Origin of the sequence: Arthrobacter sp. L77 (assembly GCF_000816565.1) — a bacterium.
Classification (GTDB): domain Bacteria; phylum Actinomycetota; class Actinomycetes; order Actinomycetales; family Micrococcaceae; genus Arthrobacter_D; species Arthrobacter_D antioxidans.
The window spans coordinates 25,678-46,122 of the sequence record NZ_JWSU01000007.1 but is presented as its reverse complement, the minus strand read 5'-3'; the positions used below and the strand labels follow the sequence as shown (position 1 = coordinate 46,122).

Annotated in this window: 16 protein-coding genes and 1 pseudogene; 16 read left to right on the top strand and 1 reads right to left on the bottom strand. The window is 70.9% G+C overall.

Translation table 11 applies throughout. The features are described 5' to 3' along the window. Positions 1-11 precede the first annotated feature (11 nt). Positions 12-365 (top strand): Rv2175c family DNA-binding protein, encoded by a 354-nt coding sequence (locus RY94_RS14775; protein ID WP_043446986.1) that lies wholly within the window; start codon positions 12-14, stop codon positions 363-365. Between the two features lie 57 nt (positions 366-422). On the opposite strand, the gene RY94_RS14770 is transcribed toward RY94_RS14775, so the two are convergent. Then, positions 423-1,556, bottom strand: coding sequence for a polyprenyl synthetase family protein (locus tag RY94_RS14770; RefSeq protein ID WP_052274445.1), 1,134 nt, complete (start codon positions 1,554-1,556; stop codon positions 423-425). Positions 1,557-1,767: 211 nt separating this feature from the next. On the opposite strand from RY94_RS14770, the gene dinB reads away from it, so the two are divergent. The 15 genes and pseudogenes from dinB (at position 1,768) to ftsZ (ending at position 20,441) form a co-directional block, all read left to right on the top strand. Continuing rightward, positions 1,768-3,135 carry a DNA polymerase IV gene (gene dinB / locus RY94_RS14765; RefSeq protein WP_269429760.1) on the top strand — a complete coding sequence of 456 codons (1,368 nt, stop codon included), beginning with the start codon at positions 1,768-1,770 and terminating at the stop codon, positions 3,133-3,135. Positions 3,136-3,365: 230 nt separating this feature from the next. Continuing rightward, positions 3,366-3,743 (top strand): DUF3040 domain-containing protein, encoded by a 378-nt coding sequence (locus tag RY94_RS14760; RefSeq protein ID WP_043446983.1) that lies wholly within the window; start codon positions 3,366-3,368, stop codon positions 3,741-3,743. A 260-nt stretch (positions 3,744-4,003) separates the two neighbouring features. Beyond that, the gene (gene mraZ / locus RY94_RS14755; RefSeq protein WP_043446982.1) at positions 4,004-4,435 is read left to right on the top strand and encodes a division/cell wall cluster transcriptional repressor MraZ; all 432 of its coding nucleotides are present in this window, start codon (positions 4,004-4,006) and stop codon (positions 4,433-4,435) included. 209 nt (positions 4,436-4,644) lie between these two features. Further along, positions 4,645-5,646 carry a 16S rRNA (cytosine(1402)-N(4))-methyltransferase RsmH gene (gene rsmH, locus RY94_RS14750; protein ID WP_043446980.1) on the top strand — a complete coding sequence of 334 codons (1,002 nt, stop codon included), beginning with the start codon at positions 4,645-4,647 and terminating at the stop codon, positions 5,644-5,646. Further along, positions 5,643-6,248 (top strand): hypothetical protein, encoded by a 606-nt coding sequence (locus RY94_RS14745; RefSeq protein WP_052274444.1) that lies wholly within the window; start codon positions 5,643-5,645, stop codon positions 6,246-6,248. Before rsmH ends, RY94_RS14745 begins: the two co-directional genes overlap by 4 nt. Before the next feature lie 53 nt (positions 6,249-6,301). Next, positions 6,302-8,089 (top strand): peptidoglycan D,D-transpeptidase FtsI family protein, encoded by a 1,788-nt coding sequence (locus RY94_RS14740; protein ID WP_052274443.1) that lies wholly within the window; start codon positions 6,302-6,304, stop codon positions 8,087-8,089. Between the two features lie 58 nt (positions 8,090-8,147). Beyond that, positions 8,148-9,740, top strand: a complete 1,593-nt coding sequence (locus RY94_RS14735) for a UDP-N-acetylmuramoyl-L-alanyl-D-glutamate--2,6-diaminopimelate ligase (protein WP_052274453.1) — start codon at positions 8,148-8,150, stop codon at positions 9,738-9,740. A 6-nt stretch (positions 9,741-9,746) separates the two neighbouring features. Beyond that, positions 9,747-11,288: a UDP-N-acetylmuramoyl-tripeptide--D-alanyl-D-alanine ligase gene (locus RY94_RS14730; protein ID WP_082046407.1), complete on the top strand. Its 1,542-nt coding sequence runs from the start codon at positions 9,747-9,749 to the stop codon at positions 11,286-11,288. After that, positions 11,285-12,385 carry a phospho-N-acetylmuramoyl-pentapeptide-transferase gene (gene mraY, locus RY94_RS14725; protein ID WP_043446977.1) on the top strand — a complete coding sequence of 367 codons (1,101 nt, stop codon included), beginning with the start codon at positions 11,285-11,287 and terminating at the stop codon, positions 12,383-12,385. Before RY94_RS14730 ends, mraY begins: the two co-directional genes overlap by 4 nt. After that, complete coding sequence (gene murD / locus RY94_RS14720; RefSeq protein ID WP_043446976.1) at positions 12,382-13,962, top strand: UDP-N-acetylmuramoyl-L-alanine--D-glutamate ligase; 1,581 nt, start codon at positions 12,382-12,384, stop codon at positions 13,960-13,962. Before mraY ends, murD begins: the two co-directional genes overlap by 4 nt. Then, entirely contained in the window at positions 13,962-15,347 is a 1,386-nt protein-coding gene (gene ftsW, locus RY94_RS14715) for a putative lipid II flippase FtsW (protein WP_082046406.1), read from the top strand. The genes murD and ftsW overlap by 1 nt, the downstream gene beginning before the upstream one ends. Positions 15,348-15,372: 25 nt before the next feature. Continuing rightward, entirely contained in the window at positions 15,373-16,494 is a 1,122-nt protein-coding gene (murG, locus tag RY94_RS14710; RefSeq protein WP_043447088.1) for an undecaprenyldiphospho-muramoylpentapeptide beta-N-acetylglucosaminyltransferase, read from the top strand. Next, on the top strand, positions 16,491-18,002 hold the full coding sequence (gene murC, locus RY94_RS14705; protein ID WP_442853459.1) for a UDP-N-acetylmuramate--L-alanine ligase: 1,512 nt from the start codon (positions 16,491-16,493) through the stop codon (positions 18,000-18,002). Before murG ends, murC begins: the two co-directional genes overlap by 4 nt. After that, on the top strand, positions 17,999-18,877 hold the full coding sequence (locus tag RY94_RS14700) for a cell division protein FtsQ/DivIB (RefSeq protein WP_082046405.1): 879 nt from the start codon (positions 17,999-18,001) through the stop codon (positions 18,875-18,877). Before murC ends, RY94_RS14700 begins: the two co-directional genes overlap by 4 nt. 222 nt (positions 18,878-19,099) lie before the next feature. Next, positions 19,100-20,441 (top strand): annotated as a pseudogene (gene ftsZ / locus RY94_RS14695) (cell division protein FtsZ). Positions 20,442-20,445 lie beyond the last annotated feature (4 nt).

Here is a 20,445-nt window from a genome sequence, read left to right as displayed (position 1 = left end):
ACCCTTGGACGGTGACTGAACTCGAACAACTCGTCCCGGCCTGGCTCAATCTCCCCGAGGTGGCCGAGGCACTCGATCTGCCCATCACCCGCGTGCACTCGCTCGTCAGCGAGCGATCCCTCGTGAGCGTGCGGATCGGAGAGCGCAACATCCGCAGCGTGCCGGCGGATTTCCTCGTCGACGGAGGCGTCCTCGACAGCCTCAAGGGCACCGTGGTGGTGCTGGCGGACAGCGGCTACGGCGACGAGGACATCATCCGGTGGCTGTACACCGAGGACGAGTCGCTGCCGGGCCGGCCCATCGACGCGCTGCGGGAGGGCCGCAAGACCGAGATCCGCCGCCGCGCCCAGGCCGCTGCCTGGTAGAGGCATCCTGCCCGCCGGGGACGATCCGGGGCGGGCGACCTCCGGGGCGAGGCACCGTCAGGCGGTCCTGGTCACCGCCGCCTCCGCGAGCAGTCGCAGTGCGCGCAGCGAGACGGGGTCCACTGTGAGGTCCTCGAGTGCCGCGAACGCCTCTTCCGATTTCTGCCCGATGAGCTGCTCCGTGTGCGCCAGCGCTCCGCTGTCCACGATGAGCGCCCGCAGGACATCCACGGCGTCCGCGTCGAGGGACGTGTCGCCGAGCATCGCGTTGATCCGGGCACGCCCGGTCTCGCTGCTGGATCCGAGGGCGCGCGCGATCAGGAAGGTCCGCTTGCCCTCGCGCAGATCGTCTCCGGCGGGCTTGCCCGTCACCGACGGATCGCCGAAGACGCCCAGGACGTCGTCGCGCAGCTGGAACGCCTCACCCAGCGGTAGCGAGAACGCCGAGTAGGCGGCGAGCAGCGCGTCGTCGGCGCCGGCGAGCGCCCCGCCGAGCATGAGGGGCCGTTCCATCGAGTACTTGGCCGACTTGAAGCGGAGGATGTTGAGCGCCCGGTCCTCGGCCACCGCCGGGGTCTGGTCCGGGCCGACGGCTTCTTCCAGCAGGTCCAGGTACTGACCGGCCATCACCTCCGTGCGCATGCGGTTGAAGATCGCGCGCGCCGCGGTCCCGGCGTCGCCCGTGACGCCGGAGCAGCACCCCGTGAAGAGCTCCTCGCTGAAGGCGAGGCAGAGATCGCCCGCCAGGATGGCGGAGGAGACGCCGAACCGCTCCGCGTCGAGATGCCACCCCGCGTCCGCATGCCGTGCCGTGAACTGCCGGTGGACGCTCGGGCGCCCGCGCCGGGTGTCGGACCGGTCGATGATGTCGTCGTGGATCAGGGCCGCGGCCTGGAAGAACTCGAGGGCCGTGCCGGCCGTCACCGGAGCGGACGCCAGGGCTGATCCGCCCGCCGCCCGCCAGCCCCAGTAGCACAGCAGCGCCCGCATCCTCTTCCCCCCGCTCGTCAGGGTGGCGATGCTCGAGATGAGGGGGAGTGCCTCGTCGGAGATGGAGGCCAGCACGGAGCGCTGCTCGCCGAGGAAGTCCTCGATGGTCCGTGTGAGGGAGGACCTGAACCGTTCCTGCTCCACGGTGATGGCATCGGGAGCGGGGCCGCCCTGGTCGGGGATGGCGGGTGCGGACAGCATGAATCTCCCGTGCAGTTCGTCTTTCGGTGGTGTCCCCACTCTAACCGGCGCCCCGGCCGGTTCTCCCGGGGTGCGCCTGCGGCCGGCGATCGTGGGCCGCGCCGGGAGCCCGAGGGGCTGCCGATGCGGGTGGGTCCGGTGTCGGGTCGGTGTCGGGTCGGTATGGGTTCGGTACGGGTTCGGTGTCGGTGCGGGTGCGTACGATGAAGGCGTGCCAAAGGATGTGGGGCAGGAACCTGTCGAGTACGCGGAGTGCCACATCCTGCACATCGACATGGACGCCTTCTACGTCTCCGTGGAACTGCTCGACCACCCGCACCTGCGCGGCGTGCCGGTGGTCGTGGGATCCCCGTCCGGACGGTCGGTGGTGCTGTCGGCCTCCTATGAGGCCCGTCGCTTCGGCGTGCGGTCCGCGATGCCGATGGCGGTCGCGATGCGGCAGTGCCCCACCGCCGTCATCCTCCCCCCGCACCACGACCGGTACGCGGAGGTCTCCGGGCAGGTGATGGGGATCTTCCGATCGGTCACGCCGGAGGTCGAGCAGCTGAGCGTGGACGAGGCCTTCCTCGACGTCGCGGGTTCCCTCCGGCGGCTGGGCAGCCCGCGGGAGATCGGCGAGCAGGTCCGCGCGGAGATCCACTCGACGCTGGGCATCACGGCGAGCGTCGGGGCGGCGACGACGAAGTTCGTGGCGAAGATCGCCTCGACGAGGGCCAAGCCGGACGGCCTCCTGCTCATCCCGGGCGACCGGACGGTCGCCTATCTCCACACGCTCCCCGTCTCCGCCCTCTGGGGTGTGGGCGCGAAGACGCAGGAGGTCCTGGCGCGTATCGGCATCCGCACGGTGGAGGACGTCGCGCTCACCCCGGTGCCCACGCTCCGCAGGCTCCTCGGCGCCGCCGGTGAGCACGTGCATCACCTGGCCTGGGGCCGTGACCCGAGGCGGGTCGTGGTCTCGCGCCCGGAGAAGAGCATCGGCGCGGAGGAGACGTTCTCCCGCGACGTCGAGGACTCCGACGTCCTCCGCCGGGAGCTGCTGAGGCTCGCCCACCGGACGGCGGCGAGGCTGCGGGCGTCCGGTCACCGTGCCGGGACGGTGGCGCTCAAGCTCCGCTACGAGGACTTCTCGACCCTCACCCGATCGAAGAAGCTCGACGAACCCGTGGACAACGCGAACGCCCTCTACCGGGCCGCGACGGCGCTGCTCGCCGGCCTGGGCGACAGGCCCATGGCGGTGCGGCTGATCGGCCTCCGTGCCGAGTCGCTCGAGACCGGCGGCGACGGTTCCACGCAGCTGACGATCGACCGGCAGGACGACAACTGGAGGCTCGCCGAACGGGTCCTCGACGATGTCAACCGGAAGTTCGGGGACGCCGGCGTCATGCCCGCGGGCCTGCTCGCCCGAGCGCGTCCGCAGGCATCTCCGAGGGGGCCCGGCGGCGGGCTGCCGGCGGCCGCCGAGGACGAGCGGACGCGCACTCCGCACGGGGCCCGCGACGGTGATCGGCCACAACGGCCCGGGCCTCCCGGAGCATCGCCGCGGGGCCCGGTGCAGGACGATCACGATCCTCGCCGCTGAGCGCCAGGACGGGCCCATATCATCCAGAAGAGGTGGCTCCCAACACCGCATTGTGACTTTGCTCCCACGCAGTAGCACACTAGTCTTTAACCCGGTAGTCCAACTGCCGGTCGTGACGCAAATCCACCACCCGGAACCCGGGGTCCCGGAGCCTCCCATCGGGAACCGGGGCAGCGTCAGGAGCGTTGGTTGGGTGAAGGAACGTTGGTACCCATATCAAGGAGGCGGTCATGGCACTCTCGGAACACGAGCAGAGGTTGCTTGATCAGCTTGAACAGCAGTTACACGCCGACGATCCCAAGTTCGCGCACTCCATGGCCTCGGACAGTCGCAAGTCGATGTCGACCAGGCGTCTTGTCATCGGTTCACTCATCACGATCGCCGGCATCCTCGTCCTCCTGGCGGGCATCGTCTGGCAGAACATCTTCATCGGCGTCGCCGGCTTCCTGATCATGGGAGCCGGCGTGTACTTTGCCACGACGAAGTCGAAGCAGGTCGACACCGGCCAGCCGATCGGCAAACCGTCCAAGGCGACCACCGGAGGCAAGAGCGGTTTCATGTCCAGCCTCGAAGACAAATGGGACGAACGGAAGCGCGACCAGTCCTAGGAGTCGGAGCACTCCACCGCACTGCAGAAGGACCCGCCTCGGCGGGTCCTTCTGCGTTTAAGTCCTCCACTTCGCTCCCCACGGGATCCGGGGGCGCCAGGACGCCGTCACCAGTCGCCCGACCGCGACACGCGCCGACGAAAAGCGGCGCGGCGCGCCCCCATGAACGTTGACCGGGGAGAGTTGTGGAGTAAAGTGGGGAATATAAGAGCGAAGCGGCACCACGCCGGGCTTGGCGGACTCAGAACAGGCGGTCATGGATGTTCCTCGGAACTCATAACCCCCGCCTGGATGAAAAAGGCAGGCTCATTCTCCCTGCGAAGTTCCGTGAGGAACTGAGCGAGGGGCTGGTCCTCACGAGGGGCCAGGAACGGTGCATCTACGTCTTCAGCATGAGTGAGTTCGAGAGGGTTCACGAACAGATGCGCACGGCTCCCATCTCGTCACGCCAGGCGAGGGACTACAACCGCATCTTCCTCTCGGGAGCCTCGGACGAGGTACCCGACAAGCAGGGCAGGATCACCATCCCGCCCGCGCTGAGGACCTACGCGGGACTCGACCGGGACCTGGCGGTCATCGGGGCGGGAAGCCGCGCGGAGATCTGGGCGGCGGACGCCTGGGACTCCTACCTGACGGAGAAGGAGACCGCGTTCTCCGAGACGGACGAGGACGCCTTCCCGGGCATCATCTGAACGACAGCACGACAGCACGACGGCGCAGGTGGGAACGTCCCTTGGATGAGATCTCCAGCCGCCGGATCCGGTACGCCTCCTGGCTTCACTTCCCCGAAGCCAGGCGACGACCCTCCGGCCGGATGGGGGTCTGATCCAAGAAGGCCGACCTCCCTTCCTGCCTGCAGTGAAACCCGAGACGAGTACCGACTGCAGGAAGAAGAGGACGCATGAGCGGTGACCGGCCGACGGGGGAGCGCCACGTCCCCGTCCTCCGCGACCGCTGCGTCTCCCTCCTCGCGCCTGCCGTCGTCGCGGCGGAATCCGCCGGTCGGCGCGCGGTCGTCGTCGATGCCACGCTCGGCATGGGGGGCCACTCCGAGAGCATGCTCCAGCGTTTCCCCGACGCGCACCTCGTCGGCATCGACCGCGACACCGAGGCGCTCGGGCTCGCCGGCGAACGCCTCGCCCCGTACGCGGCACGCACCGACCTGGTCCACGCCGTGTACGACGAACTGCTCGAGGTGCTCGAGGACCTCGGGATCGACGGCGTGGACGGCGTCCTCTTCGATCTCGGCGTCTCCTCCCTGCAGCTCGACGAACGCGAGCGGGGGTTCGCCTACTCCTACGACGCGCCGCTCGACATGCGCATGGACACGAGCCGGGGCATCACGGCGGCCGAGGTGGTCAACACCTACCGCGAGGACGACCTCCTCCGCATCATCCGCACCTGGGGCGAGGAGAAGTTCGCCGGGAGGATCGCATCGGCGATCGTCCGGACGAGGGAGACCGAACCGTTCCGGACCACGTCCCAGCTCGTGGACGTCATCCGCGGCGTCGTGCCTGCCGCCGCGGCCCGCACCGGTGGGCACCCCGCCAAGCGCACGTTCCAGGCGCTGCGGATCGAGGTCAACGAGGAACTCACCGTCCTCGAACGGGCCATCCCCGCAGCCGTCGCCTCCATCCTGACCGGCGGCCGCGTCGTCGCGATGTCCTACCACTCCCTGGAGGACCGCATCGTGAAGAGCGCGTTCACCGCCGGAACGAAGTCCTCTGCGCCCGTCGGATTCCCGGTGGAACTCGAGGAGCACAAGCCCTACCTCCGATCCCTGACCCGCGGCACAGAAGCGCCCACCGCGGCGGAGATCGAGGAGAACCCGCGTGCGGCATCGGCCAAGCTGCGGGCAGTTGAACGAATCACAGCCGGACCCGTCGACAGGAAGACCACATGAGCCAGGCACTGACCGTGGAGAAGCGACACAGCGCCGCGGCCTTCTCCGGGAACGGCGCTCTCGCGCTGGCTCCGGGACGGCTGACCGGGCCGGCCACCGAGGCCCCCGCCACCACGAGGACCCGGACGCCACTGTCCGTGGTGCCTGCACGCCCTGCGCGGCGCAAGGTGCCCTTCGCCGTCTTCAGCCTGCTCGTGCTCGCCGCGGCACTCGCCACGGTGCTCATGCTCAACATCTCCGTCTCCGGCACGCAGTACGAACTCGTGCAGCTCCGGAACCAGCAGACGGCCCTGAGCCAGGAGAACGAGGCGCTCGTGCTCGCCATCGAGGCGAAGGAGGCGCCCCAGAACCTGGCCGCGGCCGCGACGAAACTCGGCATGGTGTCCTCCCCGACGTTCGGGACCATCGAGCTGGATTCGAAGACGGTGACCGGTACGCCGGAACCCGCGACGGAGGGCCCCGAGCCCGAGGTCCTCATCGCTGCGCCGGACCTCGGCTCGAACCCGACCCCTCCCGCCGCCGGAGAACCCGCGACGGACACGGCACCGAGCGCCGAGTCGGGGACGATCCCGGGTCCCGAGCAGCTCGGCTCCGGCCAGTAGCAGGAACGACTCCAGAACCCCGCACCGGATGTACTGATCGACAAGGATTCTTCGTGACCCCTGCACGCCTCGGCAGCCCCGACAGCCTCCGTCTGACCCTGGGCTCCACCCGGCTCCGCGTGGGGCTCGCGTTCGTCCTCGTCCTCCTGATGGTCCTCGGCGTGCGCCTCTTCCAGCTGCAGGCCCTCGATCTGAACGGCATGGCGCAGGCAGGCCTGTCCAAGCGGCTCACGACCACCGCCGTGCAGCCCGTCCGGGGTTCGATCGTCGACATGAACGGCAAGTACTTCGCACGGAGCGTCGAACGCTACGACCTCGTGGTCGACCAGCGCCTGAGCGACGTCGAGGAGTTCCGCCGGTACAACGAGGACCTCGAGGAATGGGAGGTCATCCCGATGGACCAGGCACTCCTGGAGCTCTCCGCCGTCATCGGCATCGACGGGGAGACGCTGAGAGGCGCCGTCCTCGGTGACAGGAGCTTCAACTACATCCTCAAATCGGTGACGCCCGAGGTCAAGAACCGGGCTCTCTCCGTCAAGATCCCCGGCGTCTACGCCGACGAGACCAGTGTGCGGACCTACCCCGCGGGCGCGGTCGGGGGGTCGATCATCGGCTTCGTGTCCGAGAACGGCAAGCCGCAGGAGGGCCTCGAGTACTCGCTCAACGATGCGCTCGAGGGCACCGCCGGCAGCAGGACCTTCGAGATCGGCGGGGACGGCATCCGCATCCCGTACGCCACGAACGAGGACGTACCGGCGGTCGACGGCCAGAACGTACGGCTCACGATCGACCAGGACCTGCAGTGGTTCGCGCAGCAGACGATCGCGTCGCAGGTCGAGGAGTACGACGCCGAATGGGGGAACATCGTCGTCGTCGAGGCGGACACCGGCGCCATCCGCGCGATGGCCGAGTCCACGACGCCGGACCCCAACGACCCGACGGCGACGCCGGCCGAGCAGCGCCGCCCCAACTCCGTCAGCGCGTCCTTCGAGCCGGGCTCCACGACAAAGGTCATCACGATGGCCGCCGCGCTGGAGCAGGGACTCATCGAGCCGACCTCCAGGTTCACGCTCGACAACCGCTACACGATCGACGGACAGACGTTCAAGGACGCCTTCGAGCACAAGACGGAGAAGCGCACGGCCGCGGGCATCCTGGCGAAGTCGATGAACACCGGGACCGTGCAGGTGGGCCAGCAGCTGACCAAGCAGGAGCGGTACGACTGGCTGAAGAAGTTCGGTATCGGCGAGCCGCTCGGAACCGGGCTCAACGAGGAGAACCAGGGCCTCCTGACGACGCCGGACAACTGGGACGAGCGCCAGCAGTACACCGTCCTGTTCGGGCAGGGCCTCGCGCAGACCGCGCTGCACACCGCCATGGTGTACCAGACGATCGCCAACGACGGGGTGCGGCTGCAACCGCGGCTGATCGACGCCTACATCGACCCGGACGGCACCGAGCACACCGTCCCCCAGGCGGAGGGCACGAAGGTGGTGTCGCCGGAGACCGCCGCCAAGACGCTGAAGATGCTCGAGACCGTGACCCAGGAGGGCTCGGGCAAGACGGGGCAGCTCGAGCAGTACCGCGTGGGATCGAAGACCGGCACCGCCGAGGCTCCCAGCCCCACCGGCGGCTACGATGGCTACACCCTGTCCTATGCCGGGATCGCGCCGATCGAGGACCCCGAATACGTGGTCGTCGTCACGCTCCAGCGCCCGCAGGGCGACCTGTACTACCTCATCCCGGGCCTGTCGTTCCAGAAGGTGATGAAGCAGGTCCTCAATTCCAACAACGTCCCGGCCTCGACGACGAAGCCGGACACCTATCCGGTCGAGTTCTGATCCCGGAGGCCGGAGCATCGTGCAATCCAACAACTCGCAGGGGGGCGGCGCCTCCCTGATGCGACCGCGCACTCCGCACCCTGTCGCCCTCTCCGAGGCCCTCGCGGCGATCGGGCCCCTGGCCGGACCGGCCGGGCCGGCGGACCTCCCCGTGGTCACAGGCCTCACCCTCGATTCGCGGTCGGTGCTCCCCGGCGACGTGTACGCGGCCGTACCCGGAGCGGCGCGCCACGGCGCGGACTTCGCCGAACAGGCCGTGCGGGCGGGGGCCGTGGCCGTCCTGACGGACGAGGCAGGCGCGGCGATCCTGGCCCGTGCCGCGGCGGCGGGCCGCTTCGAGGCGCCTCCCGTCGTCGTCGTCCCCGACCCCCGTCGGGCGGCCGGACCGCTCGCGGGCGTGATCTTCGACAGCCAGCCGGACGCCGCCCCGGCCCTCTTCGGGATCACGGGGACCAACGGGAAGACGACGTCGACCTACTTCCTCACTGCGCTCCTCGGCGCGCTGGGCCGGACCACGGGGCTCATCGGCACGATCGAGATCCGCGCCGGCGCGGACGCCATCCCCAGTGCGCTCACCACGCCCGAGTCCCCGCAGGTCCACTCCCTGCTCGCCCTCATGCGGGAACGGGGACTCGACGCGGCGGCCATGGAGGTCTCCTCGCACGCCCTCGAGTTCGGGCGGGTCGACGGCGTCCGGTTCGACGTCGCGGGCTTCACCAACCTGACCCAGGACCACCTCGACCTGCACGGGACCATGGAGGCCTACTTCGCCGTGAAGGCCGCGCTCTTCACGCCTACCCGCTGCCGTCGCGCCGTCGTCCTCGTCGACGACGCCTGGGGGCGCCGCCTCGCAGCGACGGCCGACGTGCCCGTCCTCTCGCTGCGCACCGAGCAGGCCGCCGGCACCGACCCGGCGGCCGACTGGACCGTGGCCGACGTCGGACCCAGCGGCCTGGGACATGCCTTCACCCTCGAGGGTCGCGCGGGGGAGCGGCTGCGGGTCCGCACCGGCCTCCCCGGGACGTTCAACGTCTCCAACGCCGCCCTGGCCACGGTCATGGTCCTCGCGTCCGGCGTGCCCCTCGAGGACGTCCAGCGCGCCCTGGATGCTCATGACCCGTTCACCACCGAGGTCCCGGGACGCATGCAGCTCATCGGCGAGGAGCCCGCGGCGATCGTCGACTTCGCGCACAACCCCGACGCGCTCGAACGGACCCTGGCCTCGGTCCGGCGTCCCGGTGGCCGGGTCATCTCCGTCTTCGGTGCCACCGGGCAGCGCGACGAGTCCAAGCGGCCCGTCATGGGCGCCGTCGGAGCCCGGCTGTCCGACATCCTCATCGTCACCGACGACGATCCGCATGACGAGGACGAAGCGGCCATCCGGCAGGCCGTCCGATCGGGTGCCGACGCGGCGGTCCGCGCGGAGGGGCTGGCGTGCGAGGTGCTGGAGGTCTTCCCCCGGGCGGAGGCGATCGAGCGCGCCGTTACCCTGGCCCGCGCGTCCGACACCATCATCGTCGCGGGCCGCGGCCACGAGGTGTGGCAGGAGGTCAAGGGCGTCAACCTGTCACTCGACGATCGGGAGGAACTGCGTTCCGCGTTGACAAGGCACGGATTCTCTGGGCTTTCCCGCCCCGGGATAGAGTCCTGAACCGTCATGATTGAATTCAGCGCAGCCGAGATCGCGGCACTCACGGGCGGACGACTGGTCGGGATCGACCCTGCCGGCCCCGCCATCACCGTCACCTCCGCCGCCACCGATTCGCGCGAGTGCGTCCCGGGGTCGCTCTTCGTCGCCAAGCCCGGCGAGGCCTCCGACGGGCACCTCCACATCGGATCGGCCTTCGGGCGCGGCGCCGTCCTCGCGTTGGCCGAGCGGGAGGTCGCGGGACCCGACGGCGTCCCCCACCCCTCCGTCGTCGTCCCCGATGCGATCCTCGCCATGGGCGAGCTCGCCGCGGAGACGGTCCGCCGGCTGCGGGCCGCGGGCGACCTCACCGTCATCGGCATCACCGGTTCGGCAGGGAAGACCACCACCAAGGACCTCCTCGCGGGCATCCTCGCCGCGGCGGGTCCCACGGTCGCGCCCCGCGGCTCCTACAACGGCGAGGTCGGCGTGCCGCTGACGGTCTTCCAGGCCACCTGGGACACGCGCTACCTCGTGATCGAGATGGGTGCCACCAAGCCCGGGCACATCGCCTACCTCGCCTCGCTGGTCCAGCCCGACGTCGGCGTTGTCCTCGGTGTCGGCTCGGCCCACGCCGGTGAGTTCGGCGGCGTCGAGAACATCGCCCGGGCGAAGGGGGAGCTCTTCGAGGCCCTCGCACCGACGGGCACGGCCGTCATCAACGCCGACGACGAGCGTGTCCTCGCGATGCGGTCCCGGACCGGCGCGCGCACCGCGTTCTTCACCTCCTCGGACGACTTCGCGGCGGAGGGCGGCGTGGTGCGGGCCAGGAACAGCACGACGACGCCCGAGGGGCATCCCTCGTTCACCCTCACCTTCCCGGACGGCGGCGAGCACGAGGTCGTGTCCCCGCTCCTCGGACTGCACCACACCACGAACCTGCTGGCCGCGGCGACCGTGGCCTACGAGGTCGGGTGCCCGTCCGAGCGGATCGCGGAGGGCCTGCGCAGCCTGACGGCCGCGAGCCGCTGGCGCATGGAGCGCTCCGAGCGCGCCGACGGCGTGACCGTCATCAACGACGCCTACAACGCCAACCCGGAGTCGATGCGTGCGGCCCTGCGGACCCTCGCCGAACTCGGCCGCGGGCGCCGGCGGACCTGGGCGGTGCTGGGGGAGATGCTCGAGCTGGGCGGGAGCACCATCGAGGAGCACGACCTCCTGGGACGCGTGGTCGTCCGGCTCAACATCTCGAAGCTCGTGTGCGTGGGGCCCAACACCCGGGCGCTCTTCAACGGCGCCGTGCTCGAGGGGTCGTGGGGCAGCGAAGCCGTGCACGTCGACGACGTCGGGGCGGCGGAGCAGCTGCTCGCCGCGGAGCTCGAACCCGGGGACATCGTCCTGTTCAAGTCCTCGAACGGGGCCGGCCTCCGGTTCCTCGGGGACCGGATCGCACAGCAGGCCGGCCCGGTCAGCAGCCCGGAGCACCGCACCGACCACAGTTCGAACCACCCAGCAGCAGACTCTGAAGCGGTCAGTGGACCTGACGCTTCCGGAAAGGCCACCCAGCCGTGATCGCAATCCTCATCGGCTCGGCCGCCGCCCTGATCTTCGCCTTCGTCGGGACGCCCCTGTTCATCAGGCTCCTCGTGAAGAAGAGCTACGGCCAGTTCATCCGCGACGACGGGCCGACCGCGCACCACACCAAGCGCGGGACGCCGACCATGGGTGGCGCCGTGATCGTCGGGTCCGTGCTGCTGGCCTACTTCCTCACGCACCTGCTGATGATGGCGATCGGGGCCCCGGCCTCCGGGCCCAGCGCGTCGGGACTGCTGCTGCTCTTCCTCGCCGGCGGCATGGGCCTCGTGGGCTTCGCCGACGACTACATCAAGATCTCCAAGCAGCGCAGCCTCGGGCTGTCCGCCCCGGCGAAGATCGCCGGCCAGACCGCCGTCGGCGTCGCCTTCGCCGTCATGGCCCTGATGTTCCCCAACGAGGAGGGGCGCACCCCGGCATCCACCGCGATCTCGTTCATCCGCGACACCCCGATCGACCTCGCGTTCGCCGGGACGGTCCTCGGCGCCATCCTCTTCGTCATCTGGTCCAACCTCATCATCACCGGCGCCAGCAACGGCGTGAACCTCGCGGACGGCCTGGACGGACTCGCGGCGGGTGCCTCGATCCTCGTCTTCGGCGCCTACATGCTGATCGGTATCTGGCAGAGCAACCAGAGCTGCGGCTCGCCGGGCGCGGGCAGCGTCTGCTACGAGGTGCGCGACCCCCTGGACCTGGCCCTGATCGCCGGGGCGATGTGCGGCGCGCTCGTCGGCTTCCTGTGGTGGAACACCTCGCCCGCCAGGATCTTCATGGGCGACACCGGGTCCCTCGCGATCGGCGGCGCGATCGCCGGCTTCGCGATCCTCTCCCGCACCGAGCTGCTCCTGGTGATCCTGGCCGGCCTGTTCGTCGTGATCACGCTGTCCGTGATCATCCAGGTGGGCTACTTCAAACTCTCGGGCGGCAAGCGCGTCTTCAAGATGGCGCCGCTCCAGCACCACTTCGAGCTCAAGGGCTGGCAGGAGGTCACCGTGGTGGTCCGGTTCTGGATCCTCGCGGGCCTCTTCGTGGCCGCTGCGCTCGGCATCTTCTACGCGGAATGGGTCGTGGGATGAGCGGGTCGCACGGGGAGACCGTCCCCAACACCTGGGAGACCCCGCGCCTCGCGCACCTCACGTCGTGGGACGCCGACTGGGCCGGACTGCGGGTCGTCGTCGCCGGCCTCGGGGCCTCCGGCTTCTCCGCCGCGGACACGCTCATCGAGCTCGGCGCCGTGGTCGTGGTCGTCGACGCCGGCGTGACGCCCGCGAACGAGGCGAAGGCCGACACCCTGCGGATCGTCGGTGCCCGCGACGTCCTGCTCGGTGCCGGCCACGCGGCCGCCCTGCCCCTGGTCGACGGCGGGCAGCCCGACCTCGTGGTCACCTCGCCCGGGTGGCCTCCCACCCAGCCGCTGCTCGCCGAGGCTGCGGCCGCCGGGATCCCCATCTGGGGCGACGTCGAGCTGGCGTGGCGCGTCCGCATCCGCGAGGGCCGCCCCACCGCGGAATGGCTCACGATCACCGGGACCAACGGGAAGACGACGACGGTGGGGCTGGTCGAGTCCATGCTGATCGCCGCCGGCAAGCGTGCGGTCGCCGCAGGCAACGTCGGCACCCCGATCCTCGACGTCATCCGCGACCCGCAGGGCTACGACGTGCTCGCCGTCGAACTGTCCAGCTTCCAGCTGCACTGGGCCCATTCGATCGAGCCCCTGGCAAGCGTGTGCCTCAACATCGCCGAGGACCACGTCGACTGGCACGGCAGCTACGAGGCCTACCTCGCGGCCAAGGCCTCGGTCTACGAGCGGACCAAGATCGCCTGCATCTACAACGTGGAGCAGCGCGAGACGGAGACCATGGTCGAGGACGCCGAGGTCATGGACGGCTGCCGCGCCGTGGGGTTCACCACCGGCATGCCGTCGATCAGCATGATGGGCGTCGTGGAGGACCTGCTGGTGGACCGCGCCTTCATCGAGCAGCGCAAGGACTCCGCTGCCGAACTGGCGTCGATCAGCGAGCTCGGCGAGGTGGTGCCCCGCCACCTCGTCGCGAACGCGCTGGCCGCCGCCGCGCTCGTCCGGGCCGCCGGCGTCCCCGCCGCAGCGGTGCGCGACGGGATCCGCGCCTTCCAGCCGGGCGACCACCGCATCCAGGTGGTCGCCAACGAGGACGGCGTGCTCTGGATCAACGATTCGAAGGCCACCAACCCGCACGCCGCCTCCGCGTCCCTCGCCTCCTTCCAGTCCGTCGTCTGGATCGCCGGCGGCCTGTCCAAGGGGGTCTCCTACGAGGACCTCGTGCGGGACCACGCCGGGCGGCTCCGCGCCGTCGTCCTGCTCGGCGAGGATCCTGCCCCCCTCCAGGGGGCGCTCTCCCGACACGCACCCGATGTTCCTGTCTCCCTCCCGCCGAGCCATCACACTGGACGGGGGCACGACGCCGGCGGGTCACCCGACCCGGTCAGCGCAGACGCCCTGATGCAATGGGCCGTGGCGGAAGCCGCGCGGCTCGCCCAGGACGGCGACACGGTGCTCATGGCGCCTGCCGCCGCGTCGATGGACCAGTTCTCCTCCTACGCGCACCGGGGGGCGGCCTTCACGGCCGCCGTCCACGCCCGCGGCGGACAGGGGACAACCGCTAAGGAGTCGTAATGGCCACGCCAACCCGTCCGGGAGGACGCAAGCCCTCCGTCCGGTCCGCCCGGACCACGGGGGCGGGGCGGTCGGCCCTGTCCGGGGGCCCACCCGTCTCGCCGTCGACGCCCCGCCCGCCGGTCGCGGGGCGGACCGTCCGCGGCGACGCCACCACGGCGGCGCCGGGCGGGAGCGCAGGTGTCCCCGCCCGCAGGCCGGCGAAGGGCCTGCGCGCCCGGGTCCGGCGCGGCTGGGAGATCCTCGAGGGCTCGGACCGGTCGCCGACCGGCTCCAGCTACTACCTGATCCTGGGCGCCGCCCTGGCACTCACGGCCATCGGCCTCATGATGGTGCTCTCGGCATCCTCCGTCGAGGCGATCTCCGAAGGCAAGGACACGTTCGACCTCTTCCTCAAGCAGGCCGTCTGGGCCGGTGCCGGCCTGATCCTGATGCTGGTGCTGTCGCGGCTCGGCCCCCGTGCCTACAAGGCCCTGGCCTGGCCGAGCCTCGGGATCGCGATCGTGCTGCTCGTCCTCGTGCTGGTCATCGGCGTCGAGATCAACGGCAACAAGAACTGGATCCGGATCGGCTCGCAGACGCTCCAGCCCTCCGAGCCGGCGAAGCTCGCGCTGGCCCTCTGGTTCGCGTCGGTGCTCGAGCGCAAGAAGGCCCTGATCCGCGACTGGAAGCACGCCCTGATCCCCGCCGTGCCGTTGGGCGGCCTGCCCATCGGCCTCGTCCTGATCGGCGGGGACCTCGGGACCGGGCTCGTGCTCATGATGATCGCCGCCGCGGCCCTGTTCTTCGCCGGCGCGCCGCTGAAGATGTTCTCCCTGGTGGGGATCGTCGCCGCCGTCGGCGCCCTCCTGATGGTCGCGACCAGCTCGAACCGTGGCGGGCGCATCGCCGCCTGGCTCCGGCTCAACTGCGACGACGGGACGGACCTGTGCATGCAGTCCGACAACGGGCTGTTCGCCATGGCCTCCGGCAGCTGGTTCGGGGTGGGGATCGGCCAGAGCCGGCAGAAGTGGAACTGGATCCCCGAGGCCCACAACGACTTCATCTTCGCCATCATCGGTGAGGAGTTCGGGCTGCTCGGCACCTTCGTGGTGGTGCTGCTCTTCGGCATCCTCGCCGTGGCGACCATCCGGGTTGCGATGCGCTACACCGACCCCTTCGTACGGATCCTCATGGGGTCCATCCTCGTCTGGCTCATCGGCCAGGCGTTCGTCAACATCGGCATGGTGACGGGCCTGCTCCCCGTCATCGGCGTGCCGCTGCCCTTCATCTCCTACGGCGGGTCCGCGCTGACCTTCACCCTCGCCGCCGTCGGCGTCCTGCTCTCCTTCGCGCGGAAGACCCCGCACTCCGCCGTCACGGCGCCGGACCGGTCCGCGTCCTAACCTCCGGAAGAGGCCCCGCACTCCCATGACACACCCCACCACCGACGACCGCGCTGTGTCCGTCGTCCTCGCCGGCGGCGGGACGGCCGGCCACATCAGCCCGCTGCTCGCCATCGCGGGGGCCATCCTCGACGAGGTGCCAGGCACGCGCATCACGGCGGTCGGCACGGAGGCGGGCATGGAGACCCGCCTCGTCCCGGCGGCCGGGTTCGAGCTGCGGACCATCGACCGGGTGCCGATGCCGCGACGACCGTCGACGGACCTCCTCAAGCTCCCGGTGCGCCTCCTCCGGGCCGTCCGCCAGGCGCGGGCCATCGTGGTGGACGCCGGAGCCGACGTCGTCGTCGGGGTGGGCGGCTACGTGTCGACGCCCGTGTACCTCGCCGCGTGGACGCGCCGCATCCCCGTGGTGATCCACGAGGCGAACGCCCGCCCCGGGATCGCCAACCGGGTGGGCGCGCGGATCGCGGCGCGCGTCGCCGTCGCGTTCGACGGCACGGGCCTCGCCGACGCCGTGCTGGTGGGCATGCCGATGCGCCGCAGCATCGCCGACCTCGACCGCTCCGGTGGGCGCGCCGACGCCCGTACCTCCCTCGGGCTCCACCCGGACCGGCCCACGCTCATCGTCACGGGAGGCTCCTCCGGCGCGGCGAGCCTGAACCGCGCCGTGGCCGCCGCGGTGCCCGCACTCATCGCCGCCGGCATCCAGATCCTGCACATCACCGGCCGTGGCAAGCAGATCCCAGGCGACGACGGCACGCCGCTGTCGGTGCCCGGGTACCACCAGGTCGAGTTCGTGGACGGGATGGAGCGCGTGTACGCGGCGGCCGATCTGCTGGTCGCCCGTGCCGGTGCCGCCACGGTGAGCGAGGTCGGCGCCGTGGGGCTGCCCGCCGTCCTGGTCCCGCTGCCCCACGGCAACGGCGAGCAGCGGCTCAACGCGGCGGGACTCGTGGACCGCGGCGGGGCGATCCTCGTCGACGACGCCGCATTCACCGCCGACTGGATCCGCCGGAACGTCCTGCCACTGGTCACCGACGCACCACGGCTCGCCGCGATGTCCACGGCGTCCTACGCGCAGGGCGTCCGGGACGCGGACCGGCGCATGGCGGAACTCGTCCTGGCCGTCGCGGAGGCCCGCCGATGAGCGCCGGACACCACAGGGGCGCCGGCGACGCGACCATGACGCCTGCAGGCGAGACGACGGAAGGCACGAGCATCACCACCACGAGCAGCACCGGAGCACCCGACGCGGTCCTGGCCGAACCCGTCCACTTCATCGGACTGGGGGGCGCCGGCATGTCCGCCGTCGCCCGCGTGCTCCTCGGCCGGGGCCTGCGCGTCTCGGGTTCCGACGCCGCTGAGTCCAGGGGCCTGCGGGCCCTCGCCGCCCTCGGCGCGGACGTGCACGTGGGCCACTCCGCGGCCGCGGTCCCCGAGGACGGGACCGTCGTCATCTCCTCGGCGATCCGCGAGAGCAACCCGGAGCTCGCCGAGGCGCGGCGCCGGGGCCTGCCCGTGCTCCACCGGTCGGAAGCACTCGCCGCGGCGATGAGCGGCCGGCTCGCCGTCGCCGTCGCGGGCACCCATGGCAAGACGACGACGACGGCCATGATCACGGTCCTGCTGCGGCAGGCCGGGCTCGACCCGTCGTTCGCGATCGGGGGAGACGTGGCCGCCCTCGGCGTCAACGCGGAGTGGACCGGCGGGGAGGTCTTCGTCGCCGAGGCCGACGAGTCCGACGGCTCCTTCCTGAACTACTCGCCCCGCATCAGCGTCGTGACGAACGCCGAAGCGGACCACCTGGACCACTACGGCACCGCCGAGGCCGTGCATGCCGCATTCCGCCGGTTCGCGGACCGGCTGCCCGAGGACGGCCTCCTGGTCGCGTGCGCCGACGATCCTGGGGCTGCCGCGCTGGCCGCGGCCATCCCCGGGACGCGCCGTGTGCGGACCTACGGCTACGCCGAGACGGCCGACATCCGCATCGGCGCCACACGGGCGGTCGGCAGCACCACGAGCAGCGTCCTGTCCTTCGCCGTCGACGGACTGGACGCCGAACAGGACCTGCAGCTGAGCGTCCCGGGGCGGCACAACATCCTGAACGCCGCGGCGGCGTTCGCGGTCGCACTGGAACTCGGCGTCGACCCGGCTGTCGCCGCGACGGGGCTGTCCCTGTTCTCGGGCGCCGCACGCCGGTTCGAGGCGCGCGGCGAGGGCGACGGCGTACGGGTCTTCGACGACTACGCGCACCACCCGACCGAGGTGCAGGCGGCGCTCACGGCGGCGCGCACGGTGGCGGGGGAGCACCGCGTCCACGTCCTGTTCCAGCCGCACCTCTTCTCCCGGACGCGCGAGTTCGCCGCCGGGTTCGCCGACGCGCTCTCCCTCGCCGACACGGCCGTCGTCCTGCCCGTCTACGCGGCGCGGGAGGACCCGGTGGACGACGTGGGGGGCTGGACGATCACCGACCTCATGCGCGGCGCCGCCTACGTCGCGGACCCGGACGAGGCCCTGCAGGCCGTGATCGGCAGCGCCCGGCCCGGCGACATCGTCCTCACGATCGGCGCGGGGGACGTCACGCAGTACGGGACACGCCTCGTCTGCCTGCTGGCGGAGCGGGCTGCGGGCGCGGGCCCGGGGGCCGCCGGATGACGCCGAGGAAGCCTCCCGCGACGCGGGCACCCGGGGCGCCGGGTACGAGGGGTACGCGGGCTCCGGGCACCGGCGGCGCGACCGGCACCGGCGGCGCGACCGGCACCCGCGGCAGCACCGCCACGCTCACAGGACCTCCGGAGCGGGGCGCCTCCGGGACGGTCCTCGACTTCCCGGCCCCTCGGCGCTCCCGCCGCCTGAGGAACACCGTGATCGCCGTCGCCGCCGTGGTGCTCGTCCTCGGAGGCCTCGTGGCGTACGTGGTCTTCTCGCCGGCCCTCGCCCTGCGTACGGTCTCCGTGCAGGGCAACGCGCTGGTCCCCACGTCGGAGGTCGAGGCGGCCCTCGCGCCCCTGACCGGGACCCCGCTCACCAGGATCTCGCGCGAGCAGGTCGCGGACCTGCTCGCCGACAAGGCGCCCATCGAGGACGTCAGGATCGCTGCGGAACCGCCCTCGACGCTCGTCGTCACCGTGGAGGAGCGCGTGCCCGTCGCCGTCCTGCAGACCGGCCGGGAGTTCATGCTCATCGACGCGGAGGGTCGGCAGCTCATGCAGGTCGCACAGCGGGGCGATGCCAAGCTGCCCCTGATCGACGGCGGCGCCAACGCGGTCAACTCCGAGGTGTTCTCCTCGATCACCGCCGTCCTGGTCGAGCTGCCGGTCAGCATCCTGTCGCGCCTCAACAGCGCATCGGCGTCGAGCGTCGATTCGATCCAGCTGTCCCTGTCGGGAGAGCAGAGGATCTTCTGGGGCAGCGCCGAGCGCAGCGCGGAGAAGGCGAGGGTCCTCGAGGCCATGCTGTCGCTGCCGACGGCGGACCCGCCCGTCGAGGTGTTCGACGTCAGCACACCCGACCGGCCGGTGACACGATGACGCCGCAGAGCCCCGCGACACGGAGGATCGGAGGCCGACACGCCGACACACGGCGCGCGGTCTTTGCAACGAGATGCGTATGCACCTAGCGTCGAACATAGAAGTTACTTGACATAACGTTAACCCTCAACCTGAACGTTAACGTTATCTCGGGTGAAGGTCGACGCCGGAGCACCGGCGGGCCCCCGTACAGCACACAGATTCGAACAAGGGACACAGGACGTGGCAGCACCTCAGAATTACTTGGCCGTCATCAAGGTCGTCGGCATCGGCGGCGGCGGCGTCAACGCCGTCAACCGGATGATCGAGGTCGGACTCCGTGGCGTGGAGTTCATTGCCATCAACACCGACGCCCAGGCCCTGCTCATGAGCGACGCCGACGTCAAGCTCGACGTCGGCCGCGAGCTCACGCGCGGCCTCGGTGCCGGGGCGGATCCCGAGGTCGGCCGCCGGGCCGCCGAGGACCACTCCGAGGAGATCGAGGAGGTCCTGCGCGGGGCCGACATGGTCTTCGTCACCGCGGGTGAGGGTGGCGGAACCGGCACCGGTGGCGCCCCCGTCGTCGCCCGGATCGCCCGGTCCCTCGGCGCCCTCACGATCGGCGTGGTCACGCGTCCGTTCACCTTCGAGGGACGCCGCCGGTCCAACCAGGCGGAGAGCGGGATCGACACGCTGCGCGAAGAGGTCGACACGCTCATCGTGATCCCGAACGACCGCCTGCTGTCCATCAGCGACCGCAACGTCTCGATGCTCGACGCGTTCCGGTCCGCGGACCAGGTCCTGCTCTCCGGTGTCCAGGGCATCACCGACCTCATCACCACGCCGGGCCTGATCAACCTCGACTTCGCCGACGTGAAGTCCGTGATGCAGGGCGCAGGCTCCGCACTCATGGGCATCGGATCCGCCCGCGGCGAGGACCGTGCCGTCAAGGCGGCGGAACTCGCCATCGCGTCGCCGCTGCTCGAGGCCTCCATCGACGGCGCCCACGGTGTCCTGCTGTCCATCCAGGGCGGTTCCGACCTCGGCCTCTTCGAGATCAACGAGGCCGCGCGCCTCGTCCAGGAGGTCGCGCACCCCGAGGCGAACATCATCTTCGGCGCCGTCATCGACGACGCCCTCGGCGACGAGGCGCGGGTCACGGTGATCGCGGCCGGCTTCGACCAGGTGGACGCCACGTCCCAGCCCTGTCTCTTATACCCATCTAGATGAGTATAAGAGACAGGNGAACATCATCTTCGGCGCCGTCATCGACGACGCCCTCGGCGACGAGGCGCGGGTCACGGTGATCGCGGCCGGCTTCGACCAGGTGGACGCCACGTCCCAGCCCGCCGCGGCAGCGGCACCGGCGGCCCGGCCGGCCGTCGCACCCCGCGTGGGCGGCGACCAGCAGCGCATGGCCGGTGCGGCGACCGCAGGCCTCGGCGCCTGGTCGCAGCAGCGTGCACAGAACGTGCAGGCCGTCCCCGCCGACTCGGGCTTCGACGTCGACCTGCCGGCGATCGTCGAGCCCGACCTGTCGGCCGGTCGCTCGGACGACCTCGACGTGCCCGACTTCCTCAAGTAGTCGG